Annotated in this window: 17 protein-coding genes and 1 pseudogene; 3 read left to right on the forward strand and 15 right to left on the reverse strand. The window is 64.0% G+C overall.

What is annotated here, in order from left to right:
- Positions 1 to 30: 30 nt before the first annotated feature.
- Positions 31 to 522, forward strand: coding sequence for a peptide-methionine (R)-S-oxide reductase MsrB (gene msrB / locus G391_RS0110140; RefSeq protein ID WP_245572079.1), 492 nt, complete (start codon positions 31 to 33; stop codon positions 520 to 522).
- A 69-nt stretch (positions 523 to 591) separates the two neighbouring features.
- On the opposite strand, the gene G391_RS0110145 is transcribed toward msrB, so the two are convergent.
- The 12 genes and pseudogenes from G391_RS0110145 to hemA form a co-directional block, all read right to left on the reverse strand.
- Positions 592 to 2,748 carry a sodium-translocating pyrophosphatase gene (locus tag G391_RS0110145; protein ID WP_029087420.1) on the reverse strand — a complete coding sequence of 719 codons (2,157 nt, stop codon included), beginning with the start codon at positions 2,746 to 2,748 and terminating at the stop codon, positions 592 to 594.
- A gap of 191 nt (positions 2,749 to 2,939) precedes the next feature.
- A complete protein-coding gene (locus G391_RS0110150) occupies positions 2,940 to 3,353 on the reverse strand; it encodes a hypothetical protein (RefSeq protein ID WP_029087421.1) in 414 nt (137 codons plus the stop codon).
- Between the two features lie 35 nt (positions 3,354 to 3,388).
- Entirely contained in the window at positions 3,389 to 4,378 is a 990-nt protein-coding gene (gene thiL / locus G391_RS0110155; RefSeq protein WP_029087422.1) for a thiamine-phosphate kinase, read from the reverse strand.
- Between the two features lie 3 nt (positions 4,379 to 4,381).
- Positions 4,382 to 4,921, reverse strand: coding sequence for a transcription antitermination factor NusB (nusB, locus tag G391_RS0110160; protein ID WP_035304259.1), 540 nt, complete (start codon positions 4,919 to 4,921; stop codon positions 4,382 to 4,384).
- Positions 4,918 to 5,382, reverse strand: a complete 465-nt coding sequence (locus G391_RS0110165; RefSeq protein WP_029087424.1) for a 6,7-dimethyl-8-ribityllumazine synthase — start codon at positions 5,380 to 5,382, stop codon at positions 4,918 to 4,920. The genes nusB and G391_RS0110165 overlap by 4 nt, the downstream gene beginning before the upstream one ends.
- Positions 5,383 to 5,390: 8 nt before the next feature.
- A pseudogene (gene ribB / locus G391_RS14540) lies at positions 5,391 to 6,026 on the reverse strand (3,4-dihydroxy-2-butanone-4-phosphate synthase); the annotation flags it as partial.
- Positions 6,023 to 6,613, reverse strand: coding sequence for a riboflavin synthase (locus tag G391_RS0110175; protein ID WP_029087425.1), 591 nt, complete (start codon positions 6,611 to 6,613; stop codon positions 6,023 to 6,025). The pseudogene ribB and the gene G391_RS0110175, both read right to left, overlap by 4 nt.
- Positions 6,614 to 7,249, reverse strand: coding sequence for a RibD family protein (locus G391_RS0110180; RefSeq protein ID WP_029087426.1), 636 nt, complete (start codon positions 7,247 to 7,249; stop codon positions 6,614 to 6,616).
- Positions 7,249 to 7,707 (reverse strand): transcriptional regulator NrdR, encoded by a 459-nt coding sequence (gene nrdR, locus G391_RS0110185; RefSeq protein ID WP_029087427.1) that lies wholly within the window; start codon positions 7,705 to 7,707, stop codon positions 7,249 to 7,251. The genes G391_RS0110180 and nrdR overlap by 1 nt, the downstream gene beginning before the upstream one ends.
- Before the next feature lie 6 nt (positions 7,708 to 7,713).
- Entirely contained in the window at positions 7,714 to 9,009 is a 1,296-nt protein-coding gene (glyA, locus tag G391_RS0110190) for a serine hydroxymethyltransferase (RefSeq protein ID WP_029087428.1), read from the reverse strand.
- A 76-nt stretch (positions 9,010 to 9,085) separates the two neighbouring features.
- Entirely contained in the window at positions 9,086 to 9,487 is a 402-nt protein-coding gene (locus G391_RS0110195; RefSeq protein WP_029087429.1) for a hypothetical protein, read from the reverse strand.
- Positions 9,488 to 9,567: 80 nt separating this feature from the next.
- The gene (gene hemA / locus G391_RS0110200) at positions 9,568 to 10,797 is read right to left on the reverse strand and encodes a 5-aminolevulinate synthase (RefSeq protein WP_029087430.1); all 1,230 of its coding nucleotides are present in this window, start codon (positions 10,795 to 10,797) and stop codon (positions 9,568 to 9,570) included.
- A gap of 159 nt (positions 10,798 to 10,956) precedes the next feature.
- Between hemA and G391_RS0110205 the strand changes: the two genes are divergently transcribed.
- The gene (locus G391_RS0110205; RefSeq protein ID WP_029087431.1) at positions 10,957 to 12,048 is read left to right on the forward strand and encodes an agmatine deiminase family protein; all 1,092 of its coding nucleotides are present in this window, start codon (positions 10,957 to 10,959) and stop codon (positions 12,046 to 12,048) included.
- A gap of 21 nt (positions 12,049 to 12,069) precedes the next feature.
- Here G391_RS0110205 and G391_RS0110210 read toward each other — a convergent pair whose 3' ends face one another.
- Entirely contained in the window at positions 12,070 to 12,399 is a 330-nt protein-coding gene (locus tag G391_RS0110210) for a TFIIB-type zinc ribbon-containing protein (RefSeq protein ID WP_029087432.1), read from the reverse strand.
- A 171-nt stretch (positions 12,400 to 12,570) separates the two neighbouring features.
- Between G391_RS0110210 and G391_RS0110215 the strand changes: the two genes are divergently transcribed.
- Positions 12,571 to 13,197: a hypothetical protein gene (locus G391_RS0110215; protein WP_156893922.1), complete on the forward strand. Its 627-nt coding sequence runs from the start codon at positions 12,571 to 12,573 to the stop codon at positions 13,195 to 13,197.
- A gap of 68 nt (positions 13,198 to 13,265) precedes the next feature.
- On the opposite strand, the gene rpoC is transcribed toward G391_RS0110215, so the two are convergent.
- Positions 13,266 to 17,471, reverse strand: coding sequence for a DNA-directed RNA polymerase subunit beta' (gene rpoC, locus G391_RS0110220; protein ID WP_029087434.1), 4,206 nt, complete (start codon positions 17,469 to 17,471; stop codon positions 13,266 to 13,268).
- Between the two features lie 100 nt (positions 17,472 to 17,571).
- A complete protein-coding gene (gene rpoB / locus G391_RS0110225) occupies positions 17,572 to 21,639 on the reverse strand; it encodes a DNA-directed RNA polymerase subunit beta (protein ID WP_029087435.1) in 4,068 nt (1,355 codons plus the stop codon).
- Positions 21,640 to 21,809: the final 170 nt, after the last annotated feature.

The raw sequence follows: 21,809 nt of genomic DNA on the forward strand, positions 1-21,809 counted from the left end.
TTGAACCTTGAAGGGGCGCTCGCCATTTTCATGGCCATGAGCGCCCCTTCTCAATTCGACCTGACCCCACCGACAGACGCTGAACGTCAGAGGCTCGAAAGCGGCCTTGACGATGAGGAGCGACGCGTCCTCCTCAATCACGGGACCGAAGCGCCCTTCTGTGGGGGGCTGTTGGCCGAGAAGCGACCGGGCCTCTACGCCTGCCGTCTGTGCGGCCTGCCGCTGTTCCGGGCCCAGGCCAAGTTCGAAAGCGGGACGGGTTGGCCCTCTTTCACCGCACCCTATCGACCCGAGAATGTGCTCGGCGTGCGCGATAGCTCCTACGGTATGGTTCGGGTGGAAACGCGCTGCGCGCGCTGTGACAGTCACCAAGGCCACGTTTTTCCCGACGGTCCGCCGCCCTCAGGTACCCGCTATTGCATAAACTCGGTGTCGTTGGCCTTTGTGGGTGACGACGAGCCCCTCCCCGATCCCCTGGGCCGTGGGGACGAGATCGTTCGACGCTCAACGGACCAGGCCTAGGCATCGGGCAAAAAAGAACGCCCCGGAGAGTGATCTCCGGGGCGCTTTCACATCAGGCTGGCTGAGTGATCAGCCGGCGGACCAGGCCGCCAGGACCGCCAACAGCAGTAGAGCCACGATGTTGGTGATCTTGATCATCGGGTTCACAGCGGGGCCCGCTGTGTCCTTGTAGGGATCGCCGACGGTGTCGCCGGTCACGGCCGCCTTGTGGGCATCAGAGCCCTTGCCGTGGGTGACACCATTCTTGTCGGTGAAGCCTTCTTCGATGATCTTCTTGGCGTTGTCCCATGCCCCGCCGCCAGACGTCATGGAGACGGCGACGAACAGGCCGGTGACGATGACGCCCATGAGCATCGCGCCCAGGGCGGCAAAGGCGTCCGCCTTGGTCGTCTGCGGCAACCACAGAACCACGAAGAACAGCACGACCGGGGCCAGCACCGGCAGCAGAGACGGCACGATCATCTCGCGGATCGCCGAGCGCGTCAGGATGTCGACCGCGCGGCCATACTCGGGTTTGACCTCGCCGGTCATGATGCCAGGGTTTTCACGGAACTGACGACGAACCTCGGCCACGACCGATTCCGCCGCCTTGCCCACCGCCGTCATCGACATGCCGCCGAACAGGAACGGCAGCGCGCCCCCAAACAGCAGGCCGACCACAACATAGGGGTTGGACAGATCGAAGGCGACCTCGCCCAGCCCAAAGAAGAACGAGCCCACCTCTGCGGTCTCGGTGAAGTGCTTGAGGTCGGCATTGAAGGCCGCGAACAGGACCAGGGCACCCAGACCCGCCGAACCAATCGCATAACCCTTGGTAACGGCCTTGGTGGTGTTGCCGACCGCGTCCAGAGCATCGGTCGAGACGCGGACTTCCGGCGGAAGACCCGCCATCTCGGCAATGCCGCCGGCGTTGTCAGTCACCGGGCCGAAGGCGTCCAGGGCCACAATCATACCCGCCACGCCCAGCATGGTCGTGGTGGCGATGGCGATGCCGAACAGACCCGCCAGCTGGAACGAGGCGATGATGCCGACGATGATGATCAGGGCCGGAAGCGCGGTCGATTCCAACGACACGGCCAGACCCTGAATGACGTTCGTGCCATGACCGGACACCGAGGCATTGGCCACCGACTTGACCGGACGGAAGCCCGTACCGGTGTAGTATTCGGTCACCATGACGATGGCGGCAGTGACGCCCAGGCCGACGACGCCACACCAGAACAGGCTCATCGGGGCGATCGTCAGGCCGTCTGCGGTCTGGACAGGTCCACCGACGACCTGGTTGATGATCCAGTAAACCGCCAGGGCCGACAGAAGGCCCGTGGCGATCAGCCCCTTGTAGAGGGCACCCATGATGTTCTGGCTCTTGCCCATACGGACAAAAAAGGTGCCGATGATCGAGGTGATCACGCACACGCCGCAGATGGCCAGCGGCAGCAGCATCATCGCGTCCACGAACGGCGTATCACGGAAGAAGATGGCGGCCAGAACCATGGTCGCCACGGTCGTCACGGCATAGGTTTCGAACAGGTCAGCGGCCATACCGGCGCAGTCACCGACGTTGTCACCGACGTTGTCAGCGATGGTGGCGGCGTTGCGGGGATCATCCTCAGGGATGTTGGCCTCCACCTTGCCGACCATGTCGCCGCCGACGTCAGCACCCTTGGTGAAGATGCCGCCGCCCAGACGCGCAAAGATCGAGATCAGCGACGCCCCGAAGCCCAGAGCCACCAGACCATCAACGACTTCGCGGCTGGTGTTTTCAAGACCGAGGCCCTGCGTCAGCAGCCAGTAGTAGCCGGCCACACCGACCAGCGCACCGCCGGCCACGAACAGGCCCGTCACCGCGCCCGAACGGAAGGCGATCGACAGGCCCTTGGCCAGGCTCTCGGACGCCGCTTGCGCCGTACGCACATTGGCGCGCACCGAAATCAGCATCCCGGCATAGCCGGCCAGGCCCGACAGGACCGCGCCCACCAGGAAGCCGATGGCGGCCCACTGGCCGATCAGCAGCCAGGCGGCGATCAGGATGACCACGCCAACCATGGCGATGGTGGTGTATTGGCGACGGAGATAGGCCGAGGCCCCCTCCTGAATGGCGGCGGCGATCTCTTGCATTCGCGCGTTGCCGGCGTTGGCCTTCATCAGGGCAGCGGTCTGAAGCGCCCCGTAAAGCACCCCCACCGCGCCGGCCAGAATGACCAGCGGCAGGATGTAGTCTTGCATGGCTGTCTAAGTCCTCGTCGTTCTCAAAAGCGCGACGGACCCTTGGCGCGGCGCATTCGTCCGCCTTCCGGTCCCCCCGTGCGCAACGGACGCCTGATCGCGCCCCCGCGGGAAATCGGCGGGACCGTGCCAAAATCCTGCCCAAATCGCAACGGGGCGACCGATGGAATCTCGAACGAATTAACGATGTGTCAGGCGACCAAGCGTTGCGGCTGCTGCTCAGTGACTTCAACCCGGGTGATGACGCCGCGTCCACACACGCGAATGGCTGTCGCCATGACGTGGCCGGCCATGGCCGCAGCATTGAGCCGGTTCATCTCTCCGGCCACCGTAAAGGGGCGCCGATGGGCCATTCTCACGAGGGAATCGCGAATGTGCGGGTCCTTCTCGCGAAGGGACATCGGCTCAGTTCCGGCAGCGACATGCAGTTTGAGCCGCACATAGATGTAGTTGCGGATGCGGTCATCGACGACGACCGGCAGCCCTACAACGGTAAGATCATAGGAGCCCGGGCCGCTCGATTCCGCCTCTTCAGCAGCCTTGGCTGGGGCGGCGGAAGCTGTGGCGGCGACAAGGCCCACAGTCAGGAAAGCGCGTCTGTCCATCTCCGGATGTTGCCACGGCGACGATGAAGACCGCGTTAGCGATGCCGCCAACCCGGCATGTCGATCTCCAGACGCCGCAAGCCGAGGCTTGTGGTGACACCCTCACCTTCCATCATCTGTCCAATGACGGTGACCGGACACCCCAGGGCGTTGGCCGCGATACGGACGGCCTCGACACGTTCCGGCGCGAGCGTAAAGGCAATCTCGTAGTCGTCGCCAGAGGTCGCTAGCCGCACAAGAGCGTCTGACCGGTTGTCCTGAGCGGTCACCCAGCGGTGGGCTGCCGTCGAAATGGGCATCAGGCCAAGGTCGATCTCTGCGGCAAGGCCGGAGGCCTGGGCGATATGGCCAACGTCCGCAACCAGGCCGTCAGAAATATCGGCGCTTGCCGTTGCCTCAGCCGCAATCAAGTCAGCCAACTCGCAACGTGGCTGTGGCAGGCGATAGCGATCCGCGAGCCACTCGGCATCGCCGGGTTCGAACGATGGCGGGTTCAACCCTGTCGCCATCAATCCAAGTCCGCCGTCGCCGATCGTGCCGGTTACCAACAGGGCATCCCCGACCTGTGCCGTCGAACGGCGGGGTGTTCGGCCGGGCAAGCCCCATCCAATCAGGGTCGCGCCAAGTGTGAGCGGGCCAGGCGTCGAGACTGTATCGCCCCCCAGAAGGGCGAGGCCGTAGGTCGTCTGGTCCTGGGCCAGACCGCGGCCAAACGCTGCTCGCCATGCCCAGTCGCAGCTCTTGGGCCAGGCACAGCTCATCAGATAGCCGAACGGTTGAGCCCCCTTGGCGGCGAGATCAGACAGATTCACCCGCAGCAGCTTGCGCGCGATAAGTTCAGGCGGATCGTCCGGCCGGAAATGAACGCCGGCAACCAAGGTGTCATGGGTCAGCACCAGCGTCCTGCCGGGCGGCGGCTCCAGAACAGCTACATCATCCAATAGGCCTCGTGCGGCCGGGTGCCCCGCAAGCGGCATCAACAGCCGTCGAATCGTATCGAACTCGTCGGGACGATCCGTCCCCACGGCCTAGCCCCGCACGTCCCGAGCGACACCATCCAAGGCTGCATTGACGAAGCCGGCATCACGGTCATCAAAGAACGCCTTGGCCAGTTCGACATATTCGTCCAGCACGACCTCACGAGGGGTGTCAGGCCGAGAGATCAGTTCCCAGGTGCCAGACCTCAAAAGCGCCCGCAGGGTGGAATCCAGCCGGGTCAGTTTCCATCCCTCGGCCAGTCGGCGGATCACGGCCTCATCGACCCGAGCCTGATCCGAAACAACGCCACGAACGATCTCGGCAAAATAGGCCTCGTCGGCCTCAGCCATCAATTCGTCTCCGAGACGATCATCAAAGCGATGGTCCGAAAACTCACGGATCACGGTCTCAACCCCGGCCCCGGCCAACTCCATCTGATAGAGCGCCTGAACCGCTGCCAACCGGGCGACGGTGCGGGCCCGCCGCTCGCGGGCTGACAGGGGCGTTTCGGTGATCGGACGCTCGGCCTCGGCGGCCGCGAGTTGCTCCATCACCGCCTTCATCGCGCGCGGATCGGTGGGGTCGGTCATGCAGAGGCTCCGCGCAGACTGCGCTTAAGGGCAATGAGGTCCAGGCAGGCCCGCGCCGCCGCGCCGCCCTTGTCGGATTGGTTGGGATCGGCTCGCCAATGGGCCTGATCCTCATCGTCGGTTGTCAGAATGCCATTGCCGATGGCCAGCCGGTGATTGATGCCCAACTCGGTCAGGCCCCGCGCCGATTCATTGGCAACCACCTCAAAATGATAAGTGTCGCCGCGGATCACGCATCCTAGGGCGACATAGCCGTCATAGCGGACGCCAATGGGAAATCTCCCGGATTCTTCGGCAATGGCCACAGCGGTCGGGATTTCCAGTGCGCCCGGCACCTGAATGACATTGTATTCAGCACCGGCGGCCTCGAGCGCCCGCCGGGCCCCCGCCAGCAAGAGGTCGGATAGATCGTTATAATAGCGAGCTTCGACAATGAGCACGCGAACCGGTTCCTCGATCATTCGCCGCTCTCCTGGTCCTGCCGATAGGCGATCAGATCCGCGATGGTGCCGATTTTCAGTCCATGGCGGCGGGCAAAGACAATCAGGTCCGGCAGCCTCGCCATGGTCCCATCGTCATTGATGATCTCGCAGATGACCCCCGATGGGTCACGTCCGGCCATGCGCGCGATCTCGACCGAAGCCTCCGTGTGGCCTGCCCGCTCAAGGACGCCGCCCGGTCGGGCCACGATGGGAAAGACATGGCCTGGGCTAACCAGATCGTCAGCCTGGGCCGTGGGCGACACGGCCGCCATGATGGTCCGGGTCCGGTCCGCCGCTGAGATGCCGGTCGTCACGCCCGTCGCCGCCTCGATCGACACGGTGAAGGCCGTGCCCATGCCCGAACGATTGGTTTCGACCATAGGGGCCAGTCGCAAGTGCTCGGCTCGCTCTGGCGCGATCGTCAGACAGATCAGACCTCGCGCCTCACGCGCCATGAAGGCGATCATGTCCGGCGTGACGGCATCGGCCGGGATCACAACGTCGCCTTCGTTCTCGCGGTCCTCGGCATCCACCAGGATATACGGGCGACCGGAAGCGGCCTCCGCCAGAATGGCTTCGATCGGGCTGATGGACGCCTCAGGTATGGGCGCGGAATAGGTCATGCCGTCTCCTGCCACCTTGCGAGGTATCTGGCCAGCATATCAATCTCGAGATTGACCGGATCGCCCGGCTGGAGGCCCGACAGAGTCGTCACCTCAAGGGTATGAGGAATGACATTGACGCTGAAGATCTGACCGCCGACCGTATTCACCGTCAGCGATACGCCATCGACCGTGATCGAACCTTTTTCAGCGATGAAGCGGTGCAAAGGCTCGGGTGCGGAAATCTCGATCCGCCTCGACCCACCTTCAAGTCTGACGGAAACGATCTGCCCGACGCCGTCAATGTGGCCCGAGACGATATGCCCCCCCATCTCGTCGCCAAGTCGAGCGGCCCGCTCCAGATTGACCGGCGTGCCTTCCATCCATTGGCCTAGCGTCGTCTTCGTCAAGGTTTCCCCCGATACCTCCACGGCAAACCAGCCCGGGCCGGTCTCGGTGACCGTCAGGCAGCAACCCGCATGGCTGATGGAGGCTCCCAGGGCGAGGGTCGAGGTGTCCCAGCGCGTCTCGACCTCATAGCGTCGATCACGCGCCGTCTGGCGCACGACGCGCACACGCCCGATGTCTGTGACAATGCCGGTAAACACTCAGCGAACCCTTTGATAGCGTTCCCACAGATCGGGTCCGAGTGCCACAACCGCAACCCTTTCAAGGCGGGGGGCATCGCTCAGATGGGCAAGCTCCAACGCGCCGACACAAGGACGGCCTTCCGATCCCAGGAGGATTGCGGATCGGAACCACTCGATCTGATCCACAAGGCCCGCCTTCAGGAACGACGCCGCGACCTGCCCGCCCCCCTCGATCAGCACCGAGCGGACGTGTCGTTTCCCAAGCGCCGCCAGCACCGCCTCGACAGTCGGGCGCCCATCCTCGCCAACGTCAACACGTTCGATTTGAGCGCGCCGGATCGGGCGCGGATCCTCGCCGGTGAGGATCAGGCTACCCAACTTGGCCGCCTCGGCCAGCGAAGGCGTACGCAGGCGAGAATCCAGAATGACCCGCAGGGGCTGTTTCTCCGTCTCTACCCCATCGATCCTCACGGTCAGGGACGGATCGTCGGCAAGGATCGTCTCGACCCCGACCAGAATGGCGTCGTGGTCAGCGCGCAGGCGATGGCCCTGGGCGCGTGCAGCGTCGCCGGTGATCCATTGGGATTCGCCCGATGCCATGGCGATGCGACCGTCCAGCGACGTCGCCAGCTTGAGCGTGACGGAAGGGCGCATCAGCCCTCGTCCAGCCCCTCGTCCCCAAGGAATCGAGCGAAATCCGAGGTGTGGCGAAAATCCTTATAGACCGAGGCATAGCGAACATAGGCGACCTCATCGACGCCCTTCAGCGCCTTCATGATGAAGTCCCCGACCACACTCGACTGGATTTCCGTTTCGCCCAGGCTTTCAAGCTGGCGGGTGATGCGGCTGGTCAGTTGGTCGATCTGCTCAGGCTGGATCGGCCGTTTCCTGAGCGCGATCCGCAGCGACCGTTCCAGCTTGTCCCGGTCAAAGGGGGTGCGTCGACCGTTCCGCTTGAGGATCACCAGTTCGCGCAGCTGCACGCGTTCAAAGGTCGTAAAGCGCCCCTCGCACTTGCCGCACAGCCGGCGGCGGCGGATGGCCGCGCCGTCGTCGGACGGGCGGCTGTCCTTGACCTGGGTGTCGGGGTTTCCGCAGAAGGGGCACTTCATGGTGTTCTACCCGTCGATCCCGCCATAGATCGGGAAGCGATTGGTCAGGGCGCGGACATCCGCCCCGACCTTGGCGATGACCGCCGGGTCTGCCTCGTCTCCACCCGCCATGGAATCAATGACATCGGCGATCCAGTGGCCAATCTGCTGGAACTCGCCCTCGCCGAAACCGCGTGTGGTGCCCGCCGGCGTTCCCAGCCGTACGCCGGAGGTGATGGTGAAGGGGGCCTCATCGAACGGCACGCCATTCTTGTTACAGGTCATCAGCGCCTTCTCCAGCTCGCGCTCGGTGGCCTTGCCGGTCACGGACTTGGGCCGCAGGTCGACCAGCATCAGGTGGCTGTCGGTGCCGCCGGACACGATGGCCAGACCCCGATCGACCAGCACGCCGGCCAGCACCTGCGCGTTCTTGACCACCTGGGCGGCATACTGCTTGAACTCCGGCTTCAGCGCCTCGCCGAAGGCCACAGCCTTGGCGGCGATGACGTGCTCCAGCGGCCCGCCTTGCAGACCCGGAAACACCGCCGAGTTGACCTTCTTGGAGATGGCCTCTTCATTGGTCAGCACGATGCCGCCGCGCGGTCCGCGCAGGGTCTTGTGCGTCGTCGAGGTGGTGACGTGAGCGTGGGCGACCGGATCGGGATAGACGCCCCCGGCGATCAGGCCGGCATAGTGGGCCATGTCCACCATCAGATAGGCCCCGACCGAATCCGCAATCTCGCGGAACCGCTTGAAATCGATGTGGCGCGAATAGGCCGAGGCCCCCGCCAGGATCAGGGCCGGCTTTTCCTTCTCAGCCATTTCGGCGACGTGGTCATAGTCGATCAGGTGATTGTCTTCGCGCACCTTGTAGGTCACCGGGCGGAACCACTTGCCCGACTGATTGGCCGGCGAACCGTGCGTCAGATGCCCGCCGCAGGCCAGGTCCATCCCCAGGAAGGTGTCGCCCGGCTTGAGCAACGCCATGAACACCGCCTGGTTGGCCTGGGCGCCAGAGTGCGGCTGGACGTTGGCGTAGGCCGCGCCGAACAGCTGCTTGACCCGCTCGCGCGCCAGATCCTCGGTCACATCGACGTATTCGCACCCGCCGTAATAGCGCCGCCCCGGATACCCCTCGGCGTATTTGTTCGTCAGGATCGACCCTTGCGCCTCCAGCACCGCCTTGGAGACGATGTTCTCCGACGCAATCAGCTCGATGTCCTCGCGCTGACGCCCCAGCTCACCCTGGATGCCCTTGAAGATGTCCGGGTCGCTGTCGGCCAGTGAGCGGGAAAAGAAATCGGCGTGGGTGAAGGCGGTCACGATCGTCCCCTGTGATTAGGGGCGCATATCTAGTCTCTGTACGGGGCGGGTTACAAGATGTTGTGTGAGGCGCTGGCTACCAGGGCGCGTCGATGTCCTTGTCCGCGTTCAGCACACAGCGAATCTCACCCACCTCCCCGGTCTCATCCAGAGGCTGGAAATAGGTCTCCATCTCCGGGTCCTGCCGATAGCGCGTCCCCTCGAGCGGCCCCGAGGTCATCGTCAGGACGTGGTCGGCCAACTCGAACCGCCCGGTCCCGCCGTCGAAATCCCGATAGCGTCCCGGCGCGGTGACCCCGAACATCGGCCCGGTCTGGGGGTTGGGAACGACCATGCCGCCCATCATCATCGGCGCATCGCACTCATAGACGCCCAGCGGTAGGACCGCGCCACTGGCATCGTCGCCGCTGCTGGCGTCACCTCCCCCACAGGCCGCGAGCAAGACGGCCAAAGCCGCGACCGAAACAGCAATGCGCATTGAGACAGCCTCCGACAGGAAGCTCGACCGTGGCACGGCCTCCAGTCGCGCGCAATTGGTTTGGAGAAACGTCGCTCGCCTTAGGCGACCGCCGGCATCCGCGCCACGTTGCACCGCGTCCACAGCTGGTCCATCGCCTCGACCAGGGCGTCCATCATGGCGTCGGTGTGGTCCGGCGACGGGGTGAAGCGCAGGCGCTCGGTCCCGCGCGGCACGGTCGGATAGTTGATCGGCTGAACATAGATGCCGAACTCTTCCAGCAGCATGTCCGAGACCATCTTGCAGTGGACCGGATCGCCGACGAACACCGGCACGATGTGGCTGGTGGAGGTTTCCATCACCCGAATGCCCTTGGCCTGGAAGCGGGCCTTCAGGGCCGCCGCACGCTCCTGATGCCGCGTGCGCAGATCCGGATTGGCCTTCAGGTGCCGCACCGACGCCAGCGCCCCCGCCGTCAGGGCCGGCGGCAGGCTGGTGGTGAAGATGAAGCCCGATGCCCACGAGCGAATGGCGTCACAGACCGCAGCATCCGCCGCGATATAGCCGCCCATCACGCCGATGGCCTTGCCGAGCGTGCATTCGATGATGTCGATCTGGCCGAGCACGCCGTCGCGTTCGGCGATACCCGCCCCGCGTTCGCCATACAGGCCGACCGCATGGACCTCGTCCAGATAGGTCATGGCCCCGTACTTTTTGGCCAGGGCGATGGTGCCCTTCAGGTCGGCGATGTCGCCGTCCATCGAATAGACACTCTCAAACGCAATGAGTTTGGGCGCATCGGCCGGCGCCGCCGCCAGCAGGCTTTCGAGGTGGTTCAGATCATTGTGCCGGAACACATGGCGCTCGCCGCCGCCCTGGCGAATGCCGGCGATCATCGAGGCATGGTTCAGGGCGTCCGAAAACACGATCAGCCCCGGCAGGATCTTCTGCAGCGTCGAAAGCGTCGCCTCGTTGCCGACATAGCCCGAGGTGAACAGCAGCGCCGCTTCCTTGCCGTGCCATTCGGCCAGCTCGCGCTCCAGATCGACGTGATAGCGCGTCGTGCCCGAGATATTGCGTGTACCACCGGCCCCGGCCCCAGCCTCGTCGACCGCCGCCTTCATGGCGTCGAGCACCACCGGATGCTGGCCCATGCCCAGATAGTCATTGGAGCACCAGACCACGACATCCTGCTCGGACCCGTCCTCACGCCGGCGCACGGCCTGCGGAAACTGCCCGCGGCGACGCTTCAGGTCGGCGAAGACGCGATAGCGCCCCTCCCCCTTCACCTGTTCGATGGCGGTTTCAAATGCGGATCGGTAGTCAAACAACGCAGGTGTACTCGTCGGTTCCGATTATGGACGGGGTCATGCGCCTGTCCGAGCCGAATGTCCATGTCAGGCGAAGGGAAATTGGGGCAGATGCCCTAATTGATAACGGCTCTCAGCAACCCATTGCGTGACGTCACACGCCATGAGATCGGTGTCGCCATGAACCGCCGCAGTGTCCTTCAGACCGGCCTCGCCTCATCGGTCGCCTTCGCCGCGCCAGGTTGCGCGCCCGCCCAGCCGAGCCAGACCATGCGATATGAAATGCCGCTCGAAAGCGCCACGCACCTGCGCACACTGATGCAATGGCCCACAAGCATTGACGTTTACGGCGCACGCGCTCTGAGCTCCGTCCAGGCGGCGATCATCGATATCGCCAACACCATCGCGGAGTTCGAGCCCGTGGCCATGCTGGCCGTATCCCATGCGCGTGGCCTGGATCGCCCTCGCCTGAGTGGGGCGGTCGAGGTCTGGGACATTCCGACAGACGATCTTTGGTGTCGCGATAGCGGTCCAACCTTCGTCAAGGATGAGGCCGGCTCCCTTGCCGTCGCCCTGGTCCAATTCAACGGTTGGGGAAACAAGCAGCCGCACGCGAACGACGCCCGCATCGCGGGTCGCGTCGCTGAGCGTCTCGGCCTCTCTGTGATTGACAGCGGTGTTGTCGGTGAGCAGGGCGGCCTGGAACATGATGGGGACGGCACCATGCTGGCGCACGCCAGTTGCTGGGTGAACGACAACCGGAATCCCAACCTCACCGCTGATCAGATCGCAGGGCGGCTGGGCGATGCCCTTGGGGCGTCAAAGATGATCTGGGCACCCGGCATTGTCGGGGCAGACATCACCGACTACCACATCGATGCCCTGGCCCGGTTTGTCGAACCGGGTCGGATCGTTATCCAGATCGATGGCGAGATCGTCCCTCACGACCCGTGGTCCGCCGCTGCTCACGAAACGCTGGCCATCCTGGAACAGGCGACGGACGCGCGAGGCAGGTCGCTGGAGATCGTCCGTCTACCCGAGCCATTTGATATCCGGGCACATGCCGACGATTTCGTCGCCAGCTATGTGAACTACTATGTCTGCAACCATGCTGTCATCGCAGCAGAGTTCGGTGATCGACGGGCCGACGACGAGGCCCGAGACATTCTGGCTTCGCTCTACCCCGGACGCGAGATTGTCCAGTTGAACATCGACCCCATCGGCGCGTCCGGCGGCGGCATTCACTGCGCCACCCAACAGCAACCAGCCTGACCGCCCCGACAGGCCGATGACCTAGTCAAAGATGTCGAACAGGTCGAAACCGCGTCGACGCCGGCGACCATCGTGGCCGTATTCACCGCGCTCGCCATACTCGCCACGTTCGCCGCGCTCGCCGCGCTCGCCATAGCCATACTGTTGGGGCTGTTGCTGGGGTGTCGAAGATTGCGGACGCGCCGCCGGAGCCTGCGCTGCGCCATCATCCCGGCTGGCCTGCATCAGCTTTTCCAGCTCACCGCGATCGAGCCACACGCCACGACAGGTCGGACACATATCAAACTCGACCCCATTACGGTTCACCGTCTGCATGGACGCGTTGTCGTTCGGGCAAAGCAGCAGGGGCATCAGGGTCTCCATTTTCGTCTGACTCCTCCCAAATGGCCTCGCCGCGCGTTGGGCGCAACTGCGCCATGACATTGCCCCGTTCGCTGGCTCACCTGTCGATGGGGAGGCCGCATGCTCTGGCACCGCAGGATCATTGATCAACTAAAGGAACCGCGAACACAGCGGTGGCTGGTGGCCACTGGCTTGGTGGGCGTGGCGCACGTCCTGATCCTGACGAGCCTGGCCCCCACCGCGCGTCTGAACACATACCGCGCCCAGGCTGAGCGCCCGGTGGCGCCGATCTACATCCAGATCACGCCACGTTCGCGTATGCCGACCCAGCCCCCAACACCTACGCGAGCCGGAGCCGCTTCGTCACGTCTGCCCCCGATCGCTGTGCGTGAAGCCCGCCGGTCGGCGCACCCCTCCGAGGTCGCGCCGCTGGTTGTCGATACGCCACCGCCCGGCGTGCGTACGCGCTCACCGGGGCGGGTCATCCCTCAGTCATGGCGCGAGCGATGCGAGCTCGGCTCCGGCGAGGTGACGGAAGCGGACTATCAGGCCTGCCGGGACAGCTTCTTGCGAGCATCCACGCCGCGCCAGCCGCCAACGCCGCGTACCGATCCGCGAGACGGTTGGGCCGCCCGTTCGGCCGCCAATGTTGCGCGCTATGAATACTATCGCTCACCGGCCCCGACGGGCAGCGGCAATGCCGCCCCCTCCTCCACGCCGGGGTCGAACTTCGGCATGGGGGAAATTGACCGCAGCGTTGTCTATGCGACCGGCGAACGCCCCGTGGTGAACGGCGGGATTGATTGATCTGATTGCAACGAAAAGCCCCGGAGGTTTCCCTCCGGGGCTTGATCCGTTCAGCTCGGCTCTGGAACCTAGCCGTCGATCTCGGCAGCCAGATCTTCCGGAAGAGCCTCGATTTCCGCGGCAGCGGCCTTGGCCCGCTGAGCAGCCAGCTTCTCGTCGCGCTTGTGCGCCACGCGTTGCAGGCCACGCAGATAGGAACCGGTTCCCGCCGGGATCAGACGCCCGACGATGACGTTCTCCTTGAGGCCTTCCAGGGTGTCGATCTTGCCGTTGACCGCCGCATCGGTGAGGACGCGGGTGGTCTCCTGGAACGACGCCGCCGAGACGAAGCTCTTGGTCTGGAGCGACGCCTTGGTGATGCCGAGCAGCACCGGCTGGGTCGTCGCGGGACGGCCCCCGCGCTTCTCGGTCTTGGCCTGTTCGAGATCGAACTCGGACTTGTCCATGTGATCGCCCTTGATCAGGCCAGTCTCACCCGGATCGACGATCTCGACCTTTTGCAGCATCTGGCGAACGATCGTTTCGATGTGCTTGTCGTTGATCGGCACGCCCTGCAGTCGATAGACGTCCTGCACTTCGTTCACGAGATACTCGGCCAGGGCCTCGACGCCCTGAATACGCAGCAGATCGTGCGGATCGGGGTTGCCGTCGATGATGTAGTCGCCCTTCTGGATCAGGTCGCCGTCCTGGACAGAGATGTGCTTGCCCTTCGGGATCAGGAATTCGACCGCCTCGGCCTGATTGCCATCGGCGTCCGGCTCCGGGGTGATCTTGATCCGACGCTTGTTCTTGTAGTCGCGCCCGAATTCGACCCGACCGTCCATCTCGGCGATGACGGCACAGTCCTTCGGACGACGCGCTTCGAACAGCTCGGCCACCCGCGGCAGACCGCCGGTGATGTCGCGGGTCTTGGCGCTTTCGGTCGGCACGCGGGCGATGACCTCACCCGGCTTGACGTCGTCGCCGTCACCCACGGACAGAATGGCCCCGACCGGCAGCTGGTAACGGGCGTCGCCGCCCGAAGCCAGTTTCTGGTAGCCGCCGTCCTTATCCATCACGCCCATGCTCGGGCGCAGGTCCGAACCGCGCGGGCTGGCCCGCCAGTCGGAAACGACGCGCTGGGCGATGCCGGTGGCTTCGTCGGTTTCCTCGCGGATCGACAGGCCGTCTACCAGATCCTCGAAGCGGACCTTGCCGGCCACTTCGGTAATGATCGGGTTGGTGTACGGGTCCCACTCGGCCAGACGTTGGCCTTTCTTGACCGCGTCGCCGTCCTTGATGCGCAGGCGCGTACCGTAGGGCACGCGATAGCTCTCGCGGTCCTTGCCGTCGACCTGGACGGTGACCGTCAGGTTGCGGGTCATCGACACCAGATCGCCGTGCGACGCCTTGACGGTCGCGCCTTCGCTCAACTTCACGGTCCCGTCGTTGACGGCCTCGAAGAAGGACTGCTCGGCTACCTGGGCGGCGCCACCGATGTGGAAGGTCCGCATGGTCAGCTGGGTACCCGGCTCACCGATCGATTGGGCGGCGATGACGCCGACCGCTTCACCGATGTTCACCGGCGTCCCACGCGCCAGGTCACGACCGTAACAGGCACCGCAGACCCCGATCTCGCTTTCGCAGGTCAGGACCGAGCGGACCTTGATCGTCTGGACGCCGGCGGCCTCGATGACTTCAACCAGTTCTTCGTCGATCAGGGTATCGGCCGGGACGATGACGTCTTCCGTACCCGGCTCCTTGATGTCCTCAGCCGTAGTCCGGCCCAGCACGCGGTTGCCCAGCGACACTAGAACTTCACCGCCTTCGACGACGGCGCGCAGGGTGATGCCACGCGTCGAGCCGCAATCTTCTTCGGTGATGATGCAGTCCTGCGCCACGTCCACCAGACGGCGAGTCAGATAACCCGAGTTGGCGGTCTTCAGCGCGGTATCGGCCAGGCCCTTACGCGCGCCGTGGGTGGAGTTGAAGTACTCCAGAACCGTCAGGCCTTCCTTGAAGTTCGACACAATCGGCGTCTCGATGATCTCGCCCGAGGGCTTGGCCATCAGACCGCGCATCCCGCCGAGCTGCTTCATCTGGGCCTGCGAACCGCGGGCCCCCGAGTTGGCCATCATGTAGATCGAGTTGATCTCGCCTTCACGACCGTCCGGCCCGATGGTCGGAGCCTTCAGTTCGGCCATCATCTCGTCGGCGACGCGGTCGGTGACCTTGGCCCAGGCATCGACGACCTTGTTGTACTTCTCACCCTTGGTGATCAGACCGTCGGCGTACTGCTGTTCGTATTCCTCGACTAGCTTCTGGGTTTCTTCGACCAGGGCGGTCTTGCGGGCCGGGATGACGATGTCGTCCTTGCCGAAGGAGATGCCGGCTTTGGCCGCTTCCTTGAAGCCCAAGCCCATCAGCTGGTCGGCGAAGATCACCGTCGCCTTCTGACCGCAGTGGCGATAGACCACGTCGATCAGGTTGCCGATCTCCTTCTTGGTGAGGTTCTTCTCGAGCAGGCGATAGCCGACGTTCGGGTTGCGCGGCAGCAGCGCTCCGAGCTTCATACGGCCCGGCGACGTGTCGATCACACGTGTGACCTCTTCGCCGTCCGGCCCCAACTCGGTCCAGCGGGCCTTGATCCTGGTGTGCAGGGTGACGACGCCGGCGTCGAGCGCCGCGTCGATCTCGGCGGGGTTGCCGAACAGCTTGCCCTCACCCGGCTCGCCGTCCTTGACCAGCGACATGTAATACAGGCCCAGGACGATGTCCTGAGACGGCACGATGATCGGCTTGCCGTTGGCCGGCGACAGGATGTTGTTCGTCGACATCATCAGGACGCGGGCTTCCAGTTGGGCCTCGAGGCTCAGCGGGACGTGGACAGCCATCTGGTCGCCGTCGAAGTCGGCGTTGAAGGCGGCGCAGACCAGCGGGTGCAGCTGGATGGCCTTGCCTTCGATCAGCTTCGGCTCAAATGCCTGAATGCCCAGACGGTGCAGCGTCGGCGCGCGGTTCAGCAGAACCGGGTGCTCACGGATGACCTCCTCCAGGATATCCCAGACCTGCGGCTGCTCGCGCTCGACCATCCGCTTGGACTGCTTGACGGTGCCCGACAGGCCCTTGGCGTCCAGACGCGCATAGATGAAGGGCTTGAACAGCTCCAGCGCCATCTTCTTGGGCAGACCGCACTCGTGCAGCTTCAGCTCCGGCCCGACGACGATGACCGAACGGCCCGAGTAGTCGACGCGCTTGCCCAAAAGGTTCTGACGGAAGCGGCCCTGCTTGCCCTTGAGCATGTCGGCCAGCGACTTCAGGGGGCGCTTGTTGGCACCGGTGATGACCCGGCCACGACGACCGTTGTCGAACAGGGCGTCGACCGATTCCTGCAGCATCCGCTTTTCGTTGCGGATGATGATGTCCGGGGCCCGCAGCTCCATCAGGCGCTTCAGGCGGTTGTTCCGGTTGATCACGCGGCGGTACAGGTCGTTAAGATCCGACGTCGCAAAGCGACCGCCATCCAGCGGCACCAGCGGACGCAGTTCCGGCGGGATGACCGGCACGATGGTCAGGATCATCCACTCGGGCTTGTTGCCCGACTCGATGAAGGCTTCCATCAGCTTCAGGCGCTTGGACGCCTTCTTGGCCTTCATTTCCGAAGGATTGTCAGCCAGCTCGGCGCGATGCTTGGCGGCCTCAGCCTCCAGGTCGATCGCCATCAGCAGGTTGCGGACGGCCTCAGCCCCGATTTCGGCGGTGAAGCCGTCATCGCCGAACTCTTCCTGGAACCGATAGAATTCGTCTTCCGTCAGAAGCTGGTTCTGCTTCAGCGGGGTCAGGCCCGGCTCGGTGACGATGTAGTTCTCGAAATACAGAACCCGCTCAACTTCCTTGAGCGGCATGTCGAGCATCAGCGAAATGCGGCTCGGCAGCGACTTCAGGAACCAGATGTGGGCGACCGGGCTGGCCAGATCAATGTGGCCCATCCGCTCACGACGAACGCGCGCCAGCGTCACTTCGACGCCGCACTTCTCGCAGATAATGCCCTTGTATTTCATGCGCTTGTACTTGCCGCACAGGCATTCGTAGTCCTTGGTCGGGCCAAAGATACGGGCGCAGAACAGGCCATCACGCTCGGGCTTGAACGTGCGGTAGTTGATCGTTTCCGGCTTCTTGATCTCACCGAACGACCACGACTTGATCTTCTCCGGCGACGCCAGGGCGATGCGGATCTGGTCGAAGGTCGGGGTGACCGGGACCGGGTTGAAGATGTTCAGGACTTCCTGGTTCATCTTGTCAGTTCCTTCTGCGGCTCAGGCCGCGAAAATCTTGAGAGAGAGCGGTTCAGAGAAAGAGCCCGGCCCCGGTCATCCCGGGGCCGGATGGATCCCGTCACCCGTTCTCCAACTCCACGTTCAGGCCCAGCGAGCGCATTTCCTTGACGAGCACGTTGAAGCTCTCGGGGATGCCGGCTTCGAAACTGTCGTCGCCACGGACGATCGCTTCGTAGACCTTGGTGCGGCCCGCCACGTCGTCCGACTTCACCGTCAGCATTTCCTGCAGGGTGTAGGCGGCACCGTAGGCTTCCAGAGCCCAGACCTCCATTTCCCCGAAACGCTGACCGCCGAACTGGGCCTTGCCGCCCAGCGGCTGCTGGGTGACCAGCGAGTACGGACCGATAGAACGGGCGTGGATCTTGTCGTCAACCAGGTGGTGCAGCTTCAGCATATAGATGTAGCCGACCGTAACCGGACGCTTGAACTGGTCCCCGGTCTGGCCGTCGAACAGCACCGACTGGCCAGTGCGGTTCAAACCGGCAGCCTCGAGCAAGTTCTCGATGTCCGAGATATGGGCACCGTCGAACACCGGCGTGGCGAACGGAATGCCCTTGGACAGGTTGCGAGCCAGCTCCAGCAGTTCTTCGTCGCTGTCAGGCAGCGGCGTGTCCTTGCCGTAAACCTCGGTCAGACGCTCGATCAGAGCCTGCTTCTGACCGCCATGCTGCCAGGCTTCCAGCAGGTTCGCGATCTGCTTGCCCAGACCCGCGGCGGCCCAGCCCAGGTGCGTCTCGAAGATCTGACCCACGTTCATCCGCGACGGCACGCCCAGCGGATTCAGCACCACGTCAACCGGAGTGCCGTCTTCCAGGTAAGGCATGTCTTCGATCGGCAGGATCTTGGAGATAACCCCCTTGTTGCCGTGACGACCGGCCATCTTGTCGCCCGGCTGCAGCTTGCGCTTCACCGCCACGAACACCTTGACCATCTTCATCACGCCCGGCGGCATTTCGTCACCGCGCTGGAGCTTCTCGACCTTGTCCTCAAAGCGGCGGTCAAGACGCTTGCGAGCGTCTTCGAACTGCTTCTTCATGGCTTCGAGTTCGCCCTGGGCCTTCTCGTCGTCCAGAGCGATCTGCCACCATAGGCCGCGCGAGATGTCGGCCAGCTTCTCAGCGGTCACATCGCCACGACCCAGGCCCTTCGGACCCGAGCTGGCCTTCTTGCCGACGACCAGCGCCTGCAGACGGCCATAGACGTTGCGCTCAAGGATCTTGAGCTCGTCGTCACGGTCCTTGCCAAGGCGCTCGATTTCCGAACGCTCGATGGCCTGGGCGCGTTCGTCCTTGTCGACGCCGTGGCGGTTGAACACACGCACGTCCACGATGGTCCCGGCCACGCCCGGCGGCAGGCGCAGGGAGGTGTCGCGCACGTCAGAAGCCTTCTCGCCGAAGATGGCGCGCAGCAGCTTCTCTTCCGGGGTCATCGGGCTCTCGCCCTTGGGCGTCACCTTGCCGACCAGGATATCACCCGGCTGGACCTCGGCCCCGATGGCCACGATGCCGGCCTCGTCAAGGTTGCGCAGGGCTTCCTCACCGACGTTCGGGATATCGCGGGTGATCTCTTCCGGCCCGAGCTTGGTGTCGCGGGCCATGACCTCGAACTCCTCGATGTGGATCGAGGTAAAGACGTCATCGCGCACGATGCGCTCGGAGATCAGGATCGAGTCTTCGAAGTTGTAGCCGTTCCAGGGCATGAAGGCGACCAGGGCGTTGCGACCCAGCGCCAGTTCACCCAGGTCCGTCGACGGGCCGTCAGCGATGACATCGCCGGCCTGAACCTCATCGCCCACGCGCACGATCGGACGCTGGTTGATACAGGTCGACTGGTTCGAACGCTGGAACTTCGACAGGCGATAGATGTCGACGCCCGACTTGGAGGCGTCGCTCTCCTCGGTGGCGCGCACAACGATACGGGTGCCGTCGATCTGCTCCACCACGCCGGGACGGCGGGCGATGACGACCGCGCCGGAATCGATGGCGACCACGTCTTCCATGCCGGTGCCGACCAGCGGCGCATCGGCCTGAACCAGCGGCACAGCCTGACGCTGCATGTTCGAGCCCATCAAGGCGCGGTTGGCGTCGTCGTTTTCAAGGAAGGGGATCAGGGCCGCGGCCACCGACACCACCTGCTTGGGCGAGACGTCCATCATGTCGACGGCGTCCTTGTTGAGCAGCTGGGACTCCCCGTTGATCCGGCCCGGGACCAGATCCTCGACGATCTCGCCCTTGTTCAGCTCAATGTTGGCCTGGGCGATGGTGTACTTCGCCTCCTCCATGGCCGAGATGTAGACCACCTCGTCCGTCGCCTTACCGTCCTTTACGCGACGGTACGGGCTTTCGATGAAGCCGTACTTGTTCACGCGGGCATGGGTGGCCAGCGAGTTGATCAGGCCGATGTTCGGGCCTTCCGGCGTTTCAATCGGGCAGATCCGGCCATAGTGGGTCGGGTGCACGTCGCGGACTTCAAAGCCCGCGCGCTCGCGCGTCAGACCGCCCGGGCCAAGCGCCGATAGACGACGCTTGTGGGTGATTTCCGACAGCGGGTTGGTCTGGTCCATGAACTGCGACAGCTGCGACGAGCCGAAGAACTCGCGCACGGCTGCGGCGGCCGGCTTGGCGTTGATCAGGTCATGCGGCATCACCGTGTCGATATCGACCGAAGACATCCGCTCCTTGATGGCCCGCTCCATACGCAGCAGGCCGACGCGGTACTGGTTCTCCAGCAGCTCACCGACCGAGCGAACGCGACGGTTGCCCAGGTTGTCGATGTCGTCGATCTCGCCACGGCCGTCCTTCAGGCCGACAAGGATCTTGAGAACCTCAAGGATGTCTTCCTTGCGCAGCACGCGGACGCTGTCGTCCACATCCTGCTCGAGACGCATGTTCATCTTGACCCGCCCCACGGCCGAGAGGTCGTAGCGTTCGGAATCGAAGAACAGCGACTGGAACATGGCCTCGGCGGCCTCGATCGTCGGCGGCTCGCCCGGACGCATGACGCGATAGACGTCGAACAACGCCTCTTCACGGTTGGCATTCTTGTCCACGCGCAGGGTATTGCGCATGTAGGCACCGACCGTGACATGGTCGATGTCCAGCACGTCGATGGTGGTGAAGCCCTGGGCTTCCAGCGCCGCAATGATCTCGGCATCGAGTTCATCGCCGGCCTCGGCGTAGATTTCGCCCGTCTGCATGTTGACCGCGTCGGCGGCCAGGTAACGGCCAACCAGGGCGTCCTGGGCCAGGGACAGCGACTTGACCGTCTCACCGAGCTTCTTGGCCGCGCGCGCCGAGATCTTCTGGCCGGCCTGGGCGACGACTTCGCCGGTATCGGCGTCGATCAGGTCGTACTCCGGCTTCACACCGCGCCAGCGGTCGGCCTTGTAGGGCGTGACCCAACCTTCGCCGCGCTTCTCGTAGGGTACGGTTTCATAGAAGGTCGAGAGGATCTCTTCGCCGTCCATGCCCAGCGCCATCAGGAAGGTGCTGGCCGGCAGCTTCCGCCGACGGTCGATACGGACGTAGACGATATCCTTGGCGTCGAACTCGAAGTCGAGCCAGGATCCGCGATACGGGATCACACGGGCGGCGAACAGCAGCTTGCCCGACGAGTGGGTCTTGCCCTTGTCGTGATCGAAGAACACGCCCGGCGAACGGTGCATCTGCGAGACGATGACGCGTTCGGTGCCGTTGACGATGAAGGTGCCCTTGTCCGTCATGAGCGGGATATCGCCCATGTAGACGTCCTGCTCCTTGATGTCCTTGACCGAGCGGGCGCCGGTTTCTTCTTCCAGTTCGAAGACGATCAGGCGCAGCTTGACCTTCAGCGGCGCGGCATAGGTCATGTCGCGCTGGATGCACTCCTCCACGTCATACTTGGGATCTTCGAATTCGTACGAGACGTATTCGAGCGTCGCACGCTCGTTGAAGTCCTTGATCGGGAAGACCGACTTGAAGACCGCCTGAATGCCCTCGTCGATACGATCCGGCTGGCGCGTCTCGCGCTGCAGGAATTGCTCATACGAAGACCGCTGAACCTCGATGAGGTTCGGCATCGTCACGGCCTCGGGAATGCGGCCGAACGACTTGCGGATCCGCTTCTTGCCGGTGAAGGAGTGCGCCATAAGGTGTCCCTGTTTCGGCGCGAGGCTGTTCGACCCGCGCCACGTCAAAATGGACGCAACCCCCTTCTCTCGCAGAAGCGGTTTGCGCCGTCTCGTCGCGTCCACCCTCGAGACGAACCGCCTCAGGACGCTGGATTTTGAAGGGCTCCCGGGGAGGAGCCGCGCCTTCG

The sequence above is a fragment of the Brevundimonas aveniformis DSM 17977 genome, from assembly GCF_000428765.1.
GTDB classification, from domain to species: Bacteria; Pseudomonadota; Alphaproteobacteria; order Caulobacterales; family Caulobacteraceae; genus Brevundimonas; species Brevundimonas aveniformis.